The organism is Arthrobacter agilis (genome assembly GCF_030816075.1).
GTDB lineage: Bacteria > Actinomycetota > Actinomycetes > Actinomycetales > Micrococcaceae > Arthrobacter_D > Arthrobacter_D agilis_E.
In genome coordinates this window covers 2684376-2700556 of record NZ_JAUSXO010000001.1, presented here as the reverse complement: position 1 = coordinate 2700556, position 16181 = coordinate 2684376, and the positions used below count along the sequence as shown (strand labels likewise).

General features: G+C 70.4%; 13 protein-coding genes. 8 read left to right on the top strand and 5 right to left on the bottom strand.

The features are described from left to right. Positions 1–111 precede the first annotated feature (111 nt). Positions 112–435: a TadE family type IV pilus minor pilin gene (locus tag QFZ50_RS12580; protein ID WP_307084639.1), complete on the top strand. Its 324-nt coding sequence runs from the start codon at positions 112–114 to the stop codon at positions 433–435. Between the two features lie 131 nt (positions 436–566). Further along, complete coding sequence (locus QFZ50_RS12575; RefSeq protein WP_307084637.1) at positions 567–812, top strand: Rv3654c family TadE-like protein; 246 nt, start codon at positions 567–569, stop codon at positions 810–812. Positions 813–935: 123 nt separating this feature from the next. Here QFZ50_RS12575 and QFZ50_RS12570 read toward each other — a convergent pair whose 3' ends face one another. Together QFZ50_RS12570 and QFZ50_RS12565 are read right to left on the bottom strand one after the other, a co-directional pair. After that, positions 936–3380: a DEAD/DEAH box helicase gene (locus tag QFZ50_RS12570; protein ID WP_307084635.1), complete on the bottom strand. Its 2445-nt coding sequence runs from the start codon at positions 3378–3380 to the stop codon at positions 936–938. A 48-nt stretch (positions 3381–3428) separates the two neighbouring features. Then, complete coding sequence (locus tag QFZ50_RS12565; protein WP_307084633.1) at positions 3429–4079, bottom strand: GNAT family N-acetyltransferase; 651 nt, start codon at positions 4077–4079, stop codon at positions 3429–3431. Positions 4080–4166: 87 nt separating this feature from the next. On the opposite strand from QFZ50_RS12565, the gene trhO reads away from it, so the two are divergent. The 6 genes from trhO (at position 4167) to proC (ending at position 12789) form a co-directional block, all read left to right on the top strand. After that, positions 4167–5093 carry an oxygen-dependent tRNA uridine(34) hydroxylase TrhO gene (trhO, locus tag QFZ50_RS12560; RefSeq protein ID WP_307084631.1) on the top strand — a complete coding sequence of 309 codons (927 nt, stop codon included), beginning with the start codon at positions 4167–4169 and terminating at the stop codon, positions 5091–5093. Next, positions 5090–6955 carry a class I SAM-dependent methyltransferase gene (locus QFZ50_RS12555; RefSeq protein WP_307084629.1) on the top strand — a complete coding sequence of 622 codons (1866 nt, stop codon included), beginning with the start codon at positions 5090–5092 and terminating at the stop codon, positions 6953–6955. The genes trhO and QFZ50_RS12555 overlap by 4 nt, the downstream gene beginning before the upstream one ends. A gap of 122 nt (positions 6956–7077) precedes the next feature. Further along, positions 7078–9825: a type I DNA topoisomerase gene (gene topA / locus QFZ50_RS12550; RefSeq protein WP_307084627.1), complete on the top strand. Its 2748-nt coding sequence runs from the start codon at positions 7078–7080 to the stop codon at positions 9823–9825. Between the two features lie 59 nt (positions 9826–9884). Then, positions 9885–10898: a Ppx/GppA phosphatase family protein gene (locus QFZ50_RS12545; RefSeq protein WP_307084625.1), complete on the top strand. Its 1014-nt coding sequence runs from the start codon at positions 9885–9887 to the stop codon at positions 10896–10898. Position 10899: 1 nt separating this feature from the next. After that, positions 10900–11700: a sugar phosphate isomerase/epimerase family protein gene (locus QFZ50_RS12540; RefSeq protein ID WP_307084623.1), complete on the top strand. Its 801-nt coding sequence runs from the start codon at positions 10900–10902 to the stop codon at positions 11698–11700. A 234-nt stretch (positions 11701–11934) separates the two neighbouring features. Continuing rightward, entirely contained in the window at positions 11935–12789 is an 855-nt protein-coding gene (gene proC / locus QFZ50_RS12535) for a pyrroline-5-carboxylate reductase (protein ID WP_307084621.1), read from the top strand. Here the strand turns inward: proC and QFZ50_RS12530 are convergent. The 3 genes from QFZ50_RS12530 to QFZ50_RS12520 are packed head-to-tail and all read right to left on the bottom strand — an operon-like array spanning position 12755 to position 16140. Beyond that, positions 12755–14065, bottom strand: coding sequence for a glycosyltransferase 87 family protein (locus QFZ50_RS12530; RefSeq protein ID WP_307084619.1), 1311 nt, complete (start codon positions 14063–14065; stop codon positions 12755–12757). The two genes, proC and QFZ50_RS12530, sit on opposite strands and share 35 nt — an antisense overlap. A gap of 1 nt (position 14066) precedes the next feature. Continuing rightward, positions 14067–14735, bottom strand: a complete 669-nt coding sequence (locus tag QFZ50_RS12525; protein WP_104050125.1) for a potassium channel family protein — start codon at positions 14733–14735, stop codon at positions 14067–14069. Next, complete coding sequence (locus QFZ50_RS12520; protein ID WP_307084617.1) at positions 14728–16140, bottom strand: TrkH family potassium uptake protein; 1413 nt, start codon at positions 16138–16140, stop codon at positions 14728–14730. The genes QFZ50_RS12525 and QFZ50_RS12520 overlap by 8 nt, the downstream gene beginning before the upstream one ends. Positions 16141–16181 lie beyond the last annotated feature (41 nt).

Sequence of the window (16181 nt, the reverse complement as noted above, 5' to 3'; positions counted from 1 at the left end):
GGCGGCCCGGGCAGGTCCGTGCGCGAAGGTGACGCCGGTGCATCCTCTGGGCCGCAGCTCAGGCCGCAGCTCCGGCCGCAGTCGCAGCCGGAGCGAGGGCAGCAGGGCTCGGTGACCGCCGAGGTCGCCGTCGTGCTCCCCGTCCTGGTCGTCCTGCTCGCGCTCCTGATCGGCACCGCGCAGGTCGGTGCCGTCCAGCTCCGACTCGAGGAGGCAGCCCGTGCCGGCGCCCGGGAGGTCATGCGGGGCGAGAACAGCGAGTCCGTGGAACAGACGGTCCAGCGGCTCGCGGGACGTCATGCATCGGTCCGGGTCATGTCCGGATCGGGGTGGACGACGGTGGAGGTGCGATCGACGGTCGAGGGCCCTGTCGTCGAACTGCTGGACATCGAACTGCATGCCTCGGCATCAGGGAAGGAGGAACACCGTGGGTAAGCAGGCACCCCGGGGCGCAGGGAACCGGCCGGATCCGGAGCGAGGTGCGGGAACGCTGCTGATGGCGGGACTGGCACTGCTGGCGTTACTCCTGATCGCCTCCGCGGCCCTCCTGCTGCAGGCCGCCGCGGGTGCGTCGAAAAGCTGCGACCGCAGCGGACCTGGCGGCACTGGCGGCGGCGGACGTCGCCAGGGGCCTCACACCCGGTGACCCCTGCAGGGCCGCAGAGGTGGTCGCGCGGCAGCATGGTGCGGTGATGCGGGCGTGTTCTGTCGGGACCACGGGGTCCGGGACGGCCATGATCCGGGTCTCGGTCGACGGGCGCGGCCTGTTGCCGGACGCGGTCGGCGCGGCGAGGGCGGGGCCACCGCCGTGAACAGGGCGAGCGACGGGGCCGGCGCAGGGCCGTCGACCGGCCGAGGCGGCCCACGACGGACAGCCCACGGAACAGACCTGGGACGGCGAGGACGGCTGCGTCGATCGTCGCCGGGAGAAGGACTCAGCCGCCCGTCGATGCACCGCCGCGGCCAGCGGCGGCGGGCCGCGCAGCCGCGACGGAGGCACCCGCCCCGTCGCCGTCTCCCGGCCCCGGTGCGACGTCGGACAGGTCGCCGCCGGTGGAAGCACCCGCGGCCTGATTGAGGATGAGGGACAACACCGCGACGGCGCCACCCTTGCTCAGCGGATTGTTCCTGTTCCCGCATTTCGGTGACTGCACGCACGAGGGGCAGCCGGACTCGCACTCGCATGCCTCGATGGCGTCGCGCGTCGCCGACAGCCAGGTGCGGGCCGCCTCGAACCCACGCTCGGCGAATCCCGCGCCTCCCGGGTGCCCGTCGTACACGAAGATGGTCGGCAGGCCCGTGTCGGCATGCAGTGCGGTCGACACACCGCCGATGTCCCACCGGTCACTCGAGGCGACCAGCGGCAGCAGCCCGATCGCGGCATGCTCGGCGGCGTGGAGCGCTCCGGGAAGCTCCTCCGCGAGGATCCCCTCGGCCTCCAGCAACTCGGGGCTGATCTCGAACCACACACTCTTCGTGAACAGGTCCCGGGCCTCGAGCTCCAGCGGTTCCTCGCCCAGGATCTCGTTGGACGAGAAGGCCTTGCGCTGGAAGGACACCACCTGGGTGGTGACCTTCACGTCACCGAAATTCGCGAGGACACCTCCCCACAACGCACTGACATCCCGGCCGATCACCTCGATCTGCGTGACGTCCCGGGCCTGTGTGTAGTAGTCCGGATGGGCACGGGCCACCACGGCACAGTGGTCCTGCTCGTCGAGTTCCTGGACGACGTACGTACGCCCCTGATGGACGTACACCGCACCAGGATGTGCCTGGTAGTGGCTCTGGGGCGAGTCCATCGTCCCGAGCAGGGCACCGGAGTCCGCCTCCACGATGTTGATCGGCCCGCCGCCGTCGGCGCGCAGGTTCACCATCGCGGCGGCGCTCTGGGGGTGCGTCCAGAACCAGCCGGCGGGCCGGCGCCGCAGGAAGCCCTGCTCGCACAGGGTGCCGAGCAGGGCTTCGGACGTCGCCCCGAAGAGGTCGAGGTCCGCCTCCGTCAGAGGCAGCTCGGCTGCCGCAGCGCACAGGTGCGGACCGAGCACGTAGGGATTGGAGGGATCGAAGACAGTGGCCTCGACGGCGAGGTCGAACACGGCCTCCGGATGGTGCACGAGGTAGGTGTCGAGGGGATCGTCGCTCGCCACGAAGGCGGCGATGGCGTCCTGACCGGACCGCCCGGCCCTGCCGATCTGCTGCATGAGGGAAGCGCGGGTCCCCGGCCACCCCGCCACGAGGACGGCATCGAGTCCGGAGATGTCGATCCCGAGTTCCAGGGCGGAGGTACTGGCCACGCCCAGCAGCTCGCCGCTGCGCAGGGATGATTCGAGGGCCCTTCGTTCCTCCGGCAGGTAGCCCGACCGGTAGGCGGCGATCCGGTGCGGCAGGCTCGGATGCACGTCCTCGAGCATCCGCCGGGTGGTCTGCGCGATGCTCTCCGCCCCACGCCGCGACTTGATGAACGCGATGGTCCTCACCTGCGAGGAGACGAGATTCGCGAGCAGGTCCGAGGTCTCGGCGATGACCGTCCGCCGGGACGGGGCACCGTTCTCGCCCTTCATGCCGGTGAGCTGCGGCTCCCAGAAGGCCACCGTGGTGGAACCGTGCGGTGAGCAGTCCTCGTCGACGGCCCGCGCGGGAGCACCGATCAGCCGGCCGAAGGAGGCGGCGGGTGCCGCCGAGGTCGCCGACGCACCGATGAACACGGGGTGCGCCCCGTAGCTCGCGCAGATCCGGCGGAGCCGCCGCAGGAGGTTCGCGACGTGGGACCCGAACACCCCCCGGTAGCTGTGTGCCTCGTCGATGATCACGAACTTGAGCCGCCGGAAGAAACGCGCCCACCATGTGTGGTTGGGGAGGATGCCGTAATGGAGCATGTCCGGATTGGCGAGGACCAGGTTGGCGTGGTCGCGGATCCAGCGCCGCGCACCGGACTCGGTGTCGCCGTCGTACGTGTCGGCCCGGACGGTGGGCAGCTTCAGCGCGTTGATGGCCGACAGCTGGTCCGCGGCCAGCGCCTTGGTCGGCGCGAGGTAGAGCGCCACCGATCCGTTGGGCGCGAGGGTGGCCCTGTTGGCCAGTTCGCTGCGGTGGATCTCGTCGAGTACCGGCAACTGGTAGCAGAGGGACTTCCCGGACGCGGTGCCCGTGGCGACGATGGTGTGCACTCCGTCGTGGGCGGAGGTGGCGCCCTCCACCTGGTGGCGCCAGGGCTCATGCACACCGCGGGCCGCGAAGGCGGACACGACGTCGGGGTGGGCCCATTCGGGCCACGGCGCGTGCTCGGCATCCCGCGCCGGGATCTCGCGGACATGCAGCAGCTGCTCAGGGTCGGGTCCGCCCCCGAGCAGGGGAATCAGGGAGTCGTGCGCAGCCACGCCGCCATTCTCCCATCGGCGTGCGGGCAGGGACGCTGGAAACGATGCTTATCCTCTGATGACGAACACATCGATCAGGTGCTGCCACCCGAGGAACTCGTACAGCGCACGCCCGTCGGCGGAGGCCATGAGCAGCCCGGTGGTGACGTCGTCCTCCAGGACCCCGGCGGTGAGGGCGCGCATGACGTAGCTGCCGAGTCCTCTCCGCCGGAATTCCTCCTCGGTGACGATCCGGTCGTAGACCGCGTACTCGCCGACCGCGGACACCGATCCCCGGGCCGCGAGGCGCCCATGGGAGTGCACCGTGACGCGGCGGCACGCCCCGTCACGGATGCGCCCGAGGACGAAGTCGTCGCCGGGCGCCCTCGGGTCCTCGACGTCCTGCCCGTGCATGTCGACCCTCATCAGGGATTGCTGACGGTCGGTCACGCGCATCCGGAGCGGGGCGGCTGCATCGATCAGCTCCTGCATGCGGCTGGTGACGACGGTCAGCACCCGCATCGGGTCCTGCCGGGTCTCGGCGGCCACGTCGAGGAACTGCTCCGTGGAGGGCTCGAAGAGGAAGTGCTCCGTCTGGTCCTGCTGGTCCGTCAGGAGCACGGAGGTGGTGCGGCCGTCGTCGTGCGGCTCGTAGCCCCGGCATGCTGACCATCCTGTGATCCATGTCCGGAGGAGTTCTCGGTCTACTTGTGCGCCCATGTGCTGAACCCTAGTTCTCGGCGGGCGGTGAAGGACATAGAGGGCCGCGAGCCTGACCGTTTCGAGACGCAAAGTAGGCTTTAAGTCGTGTCGATGAACCGTATTGCCCTCTATTACGCCTTTACGCCGCTGCCCGACCCCGAGGCGATCCGGTTGTGGCAGCGCGCTCTCTGCGAGAAGTGGGGCCTGCGCGGAAGGATCCTCATCTCGAAGGACGGCATCAACGGCACGGTCGGCGGAGAGATCGGCGCCGTGAAGCAATACGTCAGGACGACGCGCGAATATCCGGCTTTCAAGGGCATGGACATCAAGTGGTCCGACGGCGGTGCCGAGGACTTTCCGCGCCTGAGCGTCAAGGTCCGCGACGAGATCGTCTCCTTCGGTGCTCCCGGTGAACTGAAGGTCGACGGGAACGGCGTGGTCGGCGGTGGCACCCACCTCACGCCCGAGGAACTGCACGCGCTGGTCGACGCCCGGCGTGCAGCGGGGGAGGAGGTCGTGTTCTTCGACGGCCGGAACGCCCTCGAGGCGCAGATCGGGCGGTTCAAGGGCGCCGTGGTGCCCGACGTGCGGACCACTCACGACTTCGTCCGCGAACTCGATTCCGGCCGGTACGACGACCTCAAGGACAAGCCCGTCGTCACCTACTGCACGGGTGGGATCCGCTGCGAGGTGCTCTCCAGCCTGATGGTCAACCGCGGCTTCCAGGAGGTCTACCAGCTCGACGGCGGGATCGTCCGCTACGGGGAGAAGTACCGCGACGCCGGGCTCTGGGAGGGGTCGCTGTACGTCTTCGACAAGCGCATGCACCTCGAGTTCAGCGACGACGCCGTCACCCTCGGCAAGTGCGTGCGGTGCCACGCGCCCACGAGTACGTTCGAGAACTGCTCCAACCCGGTCTGCCGGAACCTCACCCTGTACTGTGCCGGGTGCGCCGCCGATCCCGCCACGCTGCGCTGCCCGCAGGGCTGCGAGTCGGACGAGGCCGAGGCGACGGCGGCGGGTGCCGCATGACCACCGTGCAGAACCCCGAGTTCGGTGACGACGTCGAATCTGCCCCGTCGAGCCGCGACCTCGCGGCGCTCGAAGCCCTCGCCGCGGACCTGGCAGCGCTCGACTACACGGTGGACGGTGTCGGCTCGCTCCTCGGCGGCCCCGCCTACTCCGCCCTCGGCCGCGGCCAGCTCGCGCCCGCCCTCCTCGAGGCCCGGCGTCTCCTCGACGGTGACGGCAGCGCGGATGACGGCGGCGCGGATCACGGCGGCCGCCATGAGGCTGACGCGGCCGGCGCGGCCGGTAAGGCGGAGGGCGGCGTCGACGGCGGCCGCGAGGGTGCCGGCACCGGCACGGGCGACGGCAATGCCGCAGCCTCCGGTGGTGACACCCGCGCCGTCCCGGTGCTCCTGTGGCTCCTCGGGGAGGACGTGGCGGAGGACGATCTGCGGGCGGCGTTCCCCGGGACAGGGGTGGCCGGGCTCGAACGGCTCAGGCTCATCGAGCGGACGCACGCGGATCCCCCGACCGCGGAGCCGGACACGGGAGGTACGCCCGGCCATGTGGGGCGAGGACCGGTCGACGCGCCCGCCGGCCCCGCCGACACCGGCCAGGGGACACCGCCCTCCTGGCGCGCCGCCGTCGAGCTGCGCCCCTACGCCTCGGACGTCGGCGGCCACCTCTGGGTGGCCAGCGATCTCGGCTCGGAGCAGCGCCCGGGGCCCCTGCGCCACGACCACGTCCTGGGCATCGGCGGGGCGTCGCTGACCCTGGCGCAGGCCGTGATGAGGACACCCGTGGACCGCGCTCTGGACCTCGGCACCGGCAGCGGCATCCAGGCCTTCCACCTCCTCTCCCACGCCCGCCACGTCACCCTGACCGACATCTCCGAGCGGGCGCTCGCCTTCGCGCGCTTCAACCTCCTGCTGAACGCACCGGCCCTGGGCCTCGACGCGCAGCGGCCGGAGGAGCGGGTCAGCCTCCGCCGCGGCAGCCTGCTCGAGCCGGTCGAAGGGGAGCGGTTCGACCTCGTGGTGTCCAATCCTCCCTTCGTGATCACGCCACGCACGGGTGACCCTGCAGCGTCCTACACTTACCGCGACGGCGGCCTCGCCGGTGATTCCATCGTCGAGACCCTCGTCCGGGAGCTTCCCGGGATCCTGACCCCGGGTGGGGCGGCGCAGTTGCTCGGCAACTGGGAGATCACCGAGGGGACCGGCTGGGACCGGCGGATCCGAGGCTTCGTGGCCCCCGGTACCGACGCCTGGATCATCCAGCGCGAGCAGCTGACACCCGTGCAGTACGCGGAGACCTGGCTGCGGGATGCCGCCGAGAACAGGGACCGCGATACCTACCTGCGGAGCTTCGCGGCCTACCTCGCGGACTTCGCCTCACGGGACGTCGAGGGCATCGGCTTCGGATCGATCTGGCTGCGGCGCCCCGAGAACCCCAGCGACCTCGTCCGGGTGACGCTCGAGGAGATCACGCACGAGATCGAGCAGCCCGTGGGCCCCCACCTCGCTGCCGCCGTCGGGCGCGGCGACTGGCTCGCCGAGCACACCGAGCAGGCCGCGTCGGGCATCGGGATCGCCGACGAGTTCCTGCTCGTGGCCGACGACGTCACCGAGGAACGGCACCAGCGTCCCGGTGCGGAGCACCCCGGGGTCATCCTGCTGCGGCAGGGGGCCGGTCTCCGCCGGACCACCCTCCTGAGCACGGAGCTCGCCGGCTTCGTGTCCGCGTGCGATGGCGACCTCACCGCGGGGCAGATCGCGGGCGCCCTCGCGATGCTGCTGGACCGGCCGGATGCCGCGTTCACCGCGGAACTGCTGGTGGATGTCGAGCAGCTCATCCGCGAGGGCTTCCTGATTCCGGCCCCCTGAAACCAGCGGTTACCCTTGTGCAGGTACTCATGACGCATACTGTGAGGTGAGGCCGGCAGCGCGAGCCGGACCGGATGCCCGCGTTCCTGACCCGGCATCGCACCCGTATATATAGGAGAGAAGTGCCGACCAAGGCCACGGACAAGAAGCACGGCAAGAAGCTCGTCATCGTTGAGTCCCCCAGCAAGATCAAGAGCATTTCGGGCTATCTCGGTGAGGGTTTCCAGGTCGCGGCGTCCATGGGGCACATCCGTGACCTCCCGCAGCCGTCGGACCTCCCCGCGGAGTTGAAGAAGTCCTCCGTCGGCAAGTTCGCGGTGGACCTCGACAAGGACTTCGAGCCGTACTACGTGGTCTCCCCGGAGAAGCGGAAGACCGTGGCCGAGCTCAAGGCGGCCCTCAAGGACGCCGACGAGCTCTACCTCGCCACCGACGCCGACCGCGAGGGCGAAGCCATCGCGTGGCACCTGCTGCAGGTCCTGAAGCCGAAGGTCCCCGTCTACCGCCTGACCTTCGGCGAGATCACCAAGGAAGCCGTCACCCGCGCCCTCGGCGAACTGCGCGACGTCGACATCCCCATGGTCGACGCCCAGGAGACCCGACGCATCCTCGACCGCCTCTACGGCTATGAGATCTCCCCCGTCCTCTGGCGCAAGGTGGCCCGCGGGCTGTCCGCCGGCCGCGTGCAGTCCGTCGCGACCCGCCTCGTCGTCGAACGGGAACGCGAGCGCATGGCGTTCCGCGCGGCGTCGTACTGGGATCTCACCGGCACCTTCACGCCCGCCGACTCCTCCAAGGGCAGCGCCTTCCCGGCCAAGCTCGTCGCCGTCGACGGCAGCCGTATCGCCTCCGGCAAGGACTTCTCCGACCGCGGCGAGCTGAAGGCCGCCAACGCCGTCCGGCTCGACGAGGAGGCCGCCCGCTCCCTCGCAACGGGCCTGGAGAGCGCCGCGTTCGAGATCCGGTCCGTCGAGACCAAGCCCTACACCCGCCGTCCCGCCGCTCCGTTCACCACCTCGACCCTGCAGCAGGAGGCCGCCCGCAAGCTGCGCTTCAGCTCCAAGGTGACCATGCAGGTGGCGCAGCGGCTGTACGAGAACGGCTACATCACCTACATGCGTACCGACTCGTCGGCGCTCTCGGACCAGGCCATCAACGCCGCCCGCCGCCAGGCCTCGGAGCTGTACGGCCCCGAGTACGTGCCCGAGGCGCGTCGCGTGTACAAGGGCAAGGCCAAGAACGCGCAGGAGGCGCACGAGGCCATCCGCCCCGCGGGTGACTCGTTCCGGACCCCCGCCCAGGTGGCGAAGTCCCTCCGGGGCGACGAGTTCCGCCTGTACGAGCTGATCTGGAAGCGCACCGTCGCCTCGCAGATGGCGGACGCCAAGGGATCGACGGCGTCGCTGCGCCTCGGCGCGCGGAGCGCTGACGGCCGGGACGCCGAGTTCGCGGCCTCCGGCACGGTCATCACGTTCCGCGGCTTCCTGGCCGCCTACGAGGAGGGCCGCGACGCCGACCGCACCGAGGACGGGGCGGATGACGACGCGCAGGGCACGCGCCTGCCCAACGTCGCGAAGGGCGACCCGCTGGGTGCGACGGCGATCGAGGCCGTCGGCCACGAGACCTCGCCGCCCCCGCGTTACACCGAGGCATCGCTCGTGAAGGTGCTCGACGAGCGCGGTATCGGGCGCCCCTCGACCTATGCCGCGACGATGTCCACCATCATGGACCGCGGCTACGTCACCTCACGCGGGCAGGCCCTCGTACCGAGCTGGATCGCGTTCTCCGTGGTGCGCCTGCTCGAGGAGCACTTCAACGACTACGTCGACTACGACTTCACGGCGGAGCTCGAGGAGGACCTCGACCGCATCTCCCGCGGCGAGGCCGGCCGCGTGGAGTGGCTCAACCACTTCTATTACGGCGACCGCAAGGACACCGGGCTGCACACGATCGTCGAGGAGCTCGGCGAGATCGACGCGCGCCGCATCAACTCCGTGGAGATCGCGGAGGGCATCACGCTCCGTGTGGGCAAGTTCGGCCCGTACCTCGAGAAGCCGCTGCCGCCGGACGCCCCGGAGGGCACGGAACCGCAGCGGGCCAACGTCCCCGAGGACCTCGCCCCGGACGAGCTGACGGCCGAGAAGGCCCTCGAGCTCATGGAGGCACCCACCTCGCAGGAGCGCGTGCTCGGCACGGATCCGGAGACGGGCCGCACCATCGTGGCCCGCGACGGCCGCTACGGCCCGTACGTGATCGAACTGATCCCTGAGGTCACCGCAGAGGAGCTCGCCAGCCAGCCGGTCGAGTACTACAAGAACGGCAAGCCCAAGCCGCCGAAGAAGCCCGCGAAGGTGAAGCCGCGTACGGGCTCGCTCTTCAAGTCGATGTCGGTGGACACCGTCACGCTCGAGGACGCCCTCAAGCTCATGAACCTGCCGCGGGTCCTCGGGAAGGACGAGGACGGCACGGAGATCACGGTGCAGAACGGCCGCTTCGGCCCGTACCTGAAGAAGGGCAGCGACTCGCGGTCCATCGGCTCGGAGGAGGAGATCTTCACGATCACTCTCGACCAGGCGCTGGAGATCTACAAGCAGCCCAAGCAGCGTGGCGGACGGACGGTCACCCCGCCGCTCGCCGAGTTCGGCGACGACCCCGTGAGCGAGAAGCCCATCGTGGTGAAGGACGGCCGCTTCGGCCCCTACATCACCGACGGGACCACCAACATCACGGTGCCGGGGAGCATGGCCATCGAGGAACTGACGCGTGAGCAGGCGATCGACATGCTCGCCGAGAAGCGCGCCAAGGGCCCGGCGCCCAAGAAGACCACGCGGCGGGCGCCCGCCAAGCGCAAGGTCGCGGCGGGCAAGTAGCCTGCGACGGAGCGCGGAGACAGAAGACAAGCGGGAGTAGAGCTGGAAGCGCAGGGACAATGCGGCTAGGTGTACTGGACATAGGGTCGAACACGGTTCATCTGCTCCTCGTGGATGCCCATCCGGGTGGCCGCCCGGTGCCTTTCGCGTCCCACAAGAAGCCCCTGCAGCTGGTGGCGTACCTCGAGGAGGACGGCAGCATCTCGCGGAGGGGGCAGGACGAGCTCGTCGGGTTCGTCCGTGAGGCTCGCGCGTTCGCCACGGGGCACGACGCCGAGGACTTCCTCGCGTTCTGCACCTCCGCGATCCGCGAGGCCGCCAACGGCAGCGAGGTCCTGGCCCGCGTGCGGGAGGAGACCGGCGTCGACCTCCAGGAGCTCTCGGGCGACCAGGAGGCCGCGGTGACCTTCCAGGCCGTGCGCCGCTGGTACGGCTGGGGTGCGGAGTCCATCCTCAACCTCGACATCGGCGGTGGCTCCTTCGAGATGGCGATGGGTACCGACGAGCTCCCCGAGGTGGCACTGTCCGTGCCGCTCGGCGCCGGGCGGCTCACGCGGGACTGGCTGCAGGGAGACCCTCCCTCGGCCAAGAGCGTGAAGGAGCTGCGCCGCTACATCAGGGCGACGCTCCGTGAGGCCGTACCGCAGTTCGCGCACCTCGGGCAACCCCACCTCGTCGCGGGCACCTCCAAGACCTTCCGGTCCCTCGCCCGCATCGCCGGTGCTGCGCCCTCGGCCGCCGGTCCGTTCGTCCGGCGGGAACTGCGGCGTGAGGACCTCACGCTGTGGACCAAGCGGCTGGCCGCGATGAGCACCGCGGACCGCACCAACCTCGACGGCGTCTCCGAGCTGCGTGCGCCGCAGGTACTCGCCGGTGCGCTCGTGGCCGAGTGCGCCCTCGAACTGTTCGACGTGCCGTCCATGGACATCTGCCCCTGGGCGCTGCGCGAGGGACTCCTGCTGCGGCGGTTCGACACGAAGATGTTCGACGCCGACGAACCACTGCCGGGAGCCGGCGTGGGGCACGCCCAGCTCGACTCGATGCGCCGCACATCCCTGTCCAGGGGGGCCTGACATGGCGGAACCCGCCGGCGGTCTGCCCGCCATCCCGGTGGCCCTGTCCAGTGCCTCCGTGTATCCGCTCGCGGTGCACGACGCCTTCGCGCTGGCGCAGGACCTGGGCTACGACGGCGTGGAGGTCATGGTCACCAACAACTCCGTGAGCCAGGACCCGGACCAGCTCGCCGTCCTCAGTGAACGGTACGGCATGCCGATCTTCGCCATCCACGCGCCGACGCTGCTCCTGACGCAGCAGGTGTGGGGCAAGGCGTGGACGAAGATCGAGCTGTCCGCTGCCATGGCGGCCGAGGTCGGCGCCAGGACCGTGGTCACCCACCCGCCGTTCCGCTGGCAGACCGGGTACGCGGAGGAGTTCCCGGAGGGGATCGCGCGGGTCGCTGCGGAGTACGGCGTCGAGATCGCCGTCGAGAACATGTACCCGTGGAAGGTCCGGGGCCGCGAGGCGAAGGCGTACCTGCCGCACTGGAACCCGATCCCGGAGCCCTACGAGCGCATCACCTGGGACTTCTCGCACGCCGCGATCGCCGGCATGGACTCGTACGAGGAGATCCGCGCCCTCGGTAGCCGGCTCGCCCACGTGCACCTGACGGACGGCACGCCCAACGGCAAGGACGAGCACCTGCTGCCGGGCCAGGGGGAGCAGCGGTGCGCCGAGGCACTCGGTCATCTCGCGGCGTCGGAGTGGGACGGCGTGGTGGCCGTGGAGGTGAGCACCCGCCGTGCACGGGGCGCGGGGGAACGCGAGGAGTGGCTCGCGGAGACACTGCGCTTCGCCCGGGAACACCTCCGCCACTGAGGCTCCGCCGACGGATTAACGGACGTCCGCCAGGACGTCCATTAAAAGGAATGGCGCCGGTGGACAGTCCAGATGTTGGGGGAATCATCTGGTGCCACCGGCGCCCGACCGGATCAGGAATTCCGGTCTCACTCGCACCCTTATGAGGTACCTGCAACAGTAGGGCGCCTCCTTGTACCGCAGCACCGAGAACGCTGGGAGAAGGCTGGAAGCGGGTCGTGGCAGGATGGGGCCATGACACCTCCCGCGCAGCGCATCGCCTTCCTGGGATGCGGATCGATGAACGAGTCCATCCTCGCCGGGCTGCTGGCAGCCGGCCTCGACCCCGCACTGGTCACCGCCACCGTCCGCCGGTCGGCCCGGGCCGCCGAACTGGCGGAGCGCCACGGCGTGACGGCCCTGGCCACCGCCGACGACGACGCCGCGAACGTCACCGCGGTGCGGGACGCCGACGTCGTCGTGCTGGGCGTCAAGCCCGTGGGTGTCGTCCCGCTGGCCCGCGAGATCGCGACCGCCCTCAAACCGTCGGCCGTCGTACTGAGCGTCGCGGCCGCCGTGTCCATCGCGATGATCGAGGCCGCCCTGCCCGAGGGCCAGCCCGTCATCCGGTCCATGCCCAACACGCCGTCACGCCTCGGCAGGGGAGTGCTGTCCATCTCCGCAGGGTCCTCCGCGGGCCCCGCGCTCATGGCGCAGGCGCGCGACCTCCTGCGGCCCGCGGGCACCGTCGTCGAGATCCCCGAGGAGCAGGTCGACGCGCTCTCGGCCGTCAGCGGATCGGGCCCCGCCTACGCGTTCTACCTGGCCGAGGCGATGGCCGCCGCCGGCGTCGAGCTCGGGCTCGACGCCGGTTTGTCGGAGCTCATCGCCCGGGAGACGGTTGCGGGTGCGGGCTTCATGCTCGCCGAGGAGGGCGCCGACGCCGCAGCCCTCCGCCGGGCCGTCACCAGCCCCAACGGCACCACGCAGGCGGCCATCGAGACGTTCGAGGCGCGGGACCTGGCAGGGGTCGTCACCGACGGAGCCCGCGCGGCGACAGCGCGGGCCGCGGAGATCACCCGCGGGTTGGCGGCCCCGCCGTCGTCCTGACCTGCGGTGAGGCCCACACCGCCAGCAGGGCGACCGGGAGCACCACGCCGAGGCCCGTGAAGAGCCGCAGCGGCAGGGGCCCCTCGCCCGACACCGTGCCGGTGAGCGTCAGGGTCACGGTGATCGAGGAGAACAGCATCACCGGGACGAGGGCTGCGAGCAGCACCCGGCCCGTCCATCGCCGCGCTCCCGTATGCCGTCGGGCGTACACGTAGCCGACCGGGAACACGAGCGCGATCCACACCCAGTGGTGGAACCAGGAGATCGGCGAGATCGCGAGCATGACCACGGCGTTCGCGGTGATGGCGCGGAGGCCGTCGCCGTCCTGGCCGGCCCGCCGGATCGCCACATAACCGACGGCGACGACGGCCAGGGACGCCAGCAGCCAGACGGGCCGCTGCACCGCGGCGGCCAGCCCGGACTGCGCGACGAGCGAGTTGAGCGAGACGTTGTAGAGATCGGCCGTGGCCCCCACGCGTGAGGCGTCGAACAGCGCGTCCAGCCAGAAGGCAGCGGACTCCCGTGGCGCCAGGAGCCGCCCGACGGCGACGGTCCCGGCGAACGCCGCCGCCATCCAGGCCAGCGACCGCCAGTCGCGGCGGGCGAGGAACACCAGGCCGAAGGCCAGGGGCGTCAGTTTGATGCCGGCGGCGATCCCGACCAGCACGCCCGAGGGCAGGCGGGTGGACCGCAGCAGGTCGGCGAGGATCAGCACCATCAGGAGCGCATTGACCTGCCCGAAGCCGAGCCCCTCCCGCCACGGGCCGCTGATCCCGATGAGCAGCATCGCCGCGAGGACCGCCGCCGGAGTCCGCCAGGCGTGCCGCGGGCCGGCAGGGGCCGCGGCCTGCAGGTAACGCACGACCACGACGGCCACGCCGACGAGGCAGAGGCACGAGAGCGCCGTGACCACCCCGAGGGCCGCCGGCGCCGGGAGCAGCGCGAGCGGCACGAAGAGGATCGCGGCGAACGGTGGATACGTGAAGGGCAGGCCGCGCGTGTCCGTCTGGATGAGCGCGTCGTCGTAGAGTTCCTTGTCTCCGGCCCGCCCGAGCAGCGCGAGCGCGCCCTCCCGGTACACGGACAGGTCGAGCCCGTGGATCTGCGCCGCGAGGACGACCACGGCGAGGACGACGGCGCCGGCGAGCGATGCCGCCAGCCGCAGGGGCCCGGACCGTCCCTCGGCCGGCGTCGACGGTGCGGCTCCGGACCCGCGCGGGTGCGGCCCGCCGGGGCCCGGCGGCCGCGCCGCCTTCCGGGGCGCAGTACCGCGCACCCTAGGGCCGGCCGGCAAAACGCTCGAGGAGGTCCACGTGCCCGGACACGATCAGCATGTCCCGGCCGGAGACCTTCGTGTCCGGCCGGGCGTAGGTGAAGTCCTCGCCCGGCGACTTCACGCCCACCACGGTGACGCCGTACTTCGAGCGCACGGAGGACTCCGCGAGCGTGAAGCCCTGCGTCTCCTTCGGCGGGTACATCTTCACGATCGCGAAGCCGTCGTCGAACTCGATGAAGTCCAGCATCCGCCCGCCCACGAGGTGGGCGGCGCGCTGTCCGGCGTCGGCCTCGGGGTAGATGACGTGGTTGGCGCCGATGCGCTTGAGGATCTTGCCGTGCGACGGCGTGATGGCCTTGACCCACAGGTGGTCGATGCCGAGGTCCACGAGATTGGCCGTGATCAGCACACTGGACTCGATCGAGGTCCCGACCCCCACGACGGCGGCCGAGAACTCCTGCGCACCGAGCTGGCGGAGCGAGTCGATGTTCGTCGCGTCGGCCTCCACGACGTGCGTGAGGATGCTGGCGAACTTCTGCACGAGCTGCGGATCACGCTCGATGGCGAGGACCTCGCGGCCCTGCCGGACGAGCTGCTCGGCGGTGGCCGCACCGAACCGGCCGAGGCCGATCACGAGGACGGGTGCGTTGTGGGCGGGTCTTTCAGCCAATGATCGGCCTCTCGTCGGGGTAGCGGTACAGCGTGCTGCGTTGCCTCAGCGCGAGGGCCGAGGCGAGGGTGATGGTGCCCATGCGCCCTGCGAACATGAGCGCGGACAGGACGTACTTGCCCTCCGGCGGCAGTTCGGCGCTGAGGTTGGTGCTCAGGCCGACGGTCGCGAAGGCGGAGATCACCTCGAAGACCACCTTGTCGAGGGTCTCGCCGGAGATCGCGAGGATCAGGCCGCTGCCCACCAGGACGAGGGTGGCGCCCATGAAGATCACCGAGATCGCGACGCGCATCGCGCCCGGGGGGATGGTCCGGCCCCAGGCGCGGACGTCGCTGTCACCGCGTGCCTCGGCGACGATGGCGAGGAACATGACGGCGATCGTGGTGACCTTGATGCCTCCGGCCGTGGACGCCGAGCCGCCGCCCGCGAACATCAGTGCGTCCGTCAGGAGCATCGTCGTGGTGTTCATGTCGTTCTGGTCCACGAGGTTGAAGCCGCCGGAGCGCGTCATCACCGAGGCGAACAGGGCGTGGATAGTCTTGTCGGCCACGCTCAGGTTCGCGATGGTGCGCTGGTTCTCCCACTCGAGGAATCCCCAGGCGAACGTGCCGGCCACCAGGAGGATCAGGGAGACGAACACCGTGAGCTTGGCATGCAGCGTCCACTTCCTGAAGTGGTGGCGCACCTGCACGAGCACCATGACGACGGGGAAGCCGAGGCTGCCGAGGAAGACGCCGACCATGAGCGGCGTCAGGATCCAGAGATCCGTCTCGTAGGGCACCAGGCCGTCGCTGTGGGGGGTGAAGCCGGCGTTGTTGAAGGCGGAGATGGAGTAGAAGACGCCGTGCCACAGCGCCTGCCACCAGGGTTCGCCGAGCATCATGAACCGCGGGATGAGCACGACGGCGAGCACGATCTCGATGACCACGGAGGTGGTGATGACGATCCGCAGCAGCGTGCCGATCTCCCCGAGGCGGCTCGCGTTGTTGAGTGCCTCCTGGGCCAGCAGCTTGCCGCGTACGCCGAGCCGCTTGCTCACGATCAGGGCGAGGAGCGTGGCGAGGGTCAGGGTGCCCAGTCCGCCGATGAAGATGCCGAGGAGGATCACCAGCTGGCCGAAGAACGACCAGTGCGTCGCGGTGGACACGACGGTGAGGCCCGTGACGCAGACGGCGGACACCGCGGTGAAGAAGGCATCGTGCAGGGGCGTGACCTGCCGGCTGCTGGTCGCCACGGGCAGGCTGAGCAGCAGCGTGAAGAGCAGGATCACGGCGGTGAAGATGAAGAGGGCGAGGCGTGCGGGTGAGCTGTTCGCGAAGGAGTCGATGAAATCGCGGACCGAGGCCAGCAGCCTGACGTACCCGTTCCGATCGTCCTTCAGCCACCGTGGCTGTTGACTTAGCATTGACGCCCGCTCTGCCCCGTTTGCTGGTCCTTCCGCCGAAG

Bases quoted from the DNA above. Each gene is read 5' to 3' on its own strand.
- QFZ50_RS12565 (WP_307084633.1), bottom strand. From the start codon at position 4,079: ATGGGCGCACAAGTAGACCGAGAACTCCTCCGGACATGGATCACAGGA.
- QFZ50_RS12555 (WP_307084629.1), top strand. From the start codon at position 5,090: ATGACCACCGTGCAGAACCCCGAGTTCGGTGACGACGTCGAATCTGCC.
- QFZ50_RS12545 (WP_307084625.1), top strand. From the start codon at position 9,885: ATGCGGCTAGGTGTACTGGACATAGGGTCGAACACGGTTCATCTGCTC.
- QFZ50_RS12540 (WP_307084623.1), top strand. From the start codon at position 10,900: ATGGCGGAACCCGCCGGCGGTCTGCCCGCCATCCCGGTGGCCCTGTCC.
- proC (WP_307084621.1), top strand. From the start codon at position 11,935: ATGACACCTCCCGCGCAGCGCATCGCCTTCCTGGGATGCGGATCGATG.
- QFZ50_RS12520 (WP_307084617.1), bottom strand. From the start codon at position 16,140: ATGCTAAGTCAACAGCCACGGTGGCTGAAGGACGATCGGAACGGGTAC.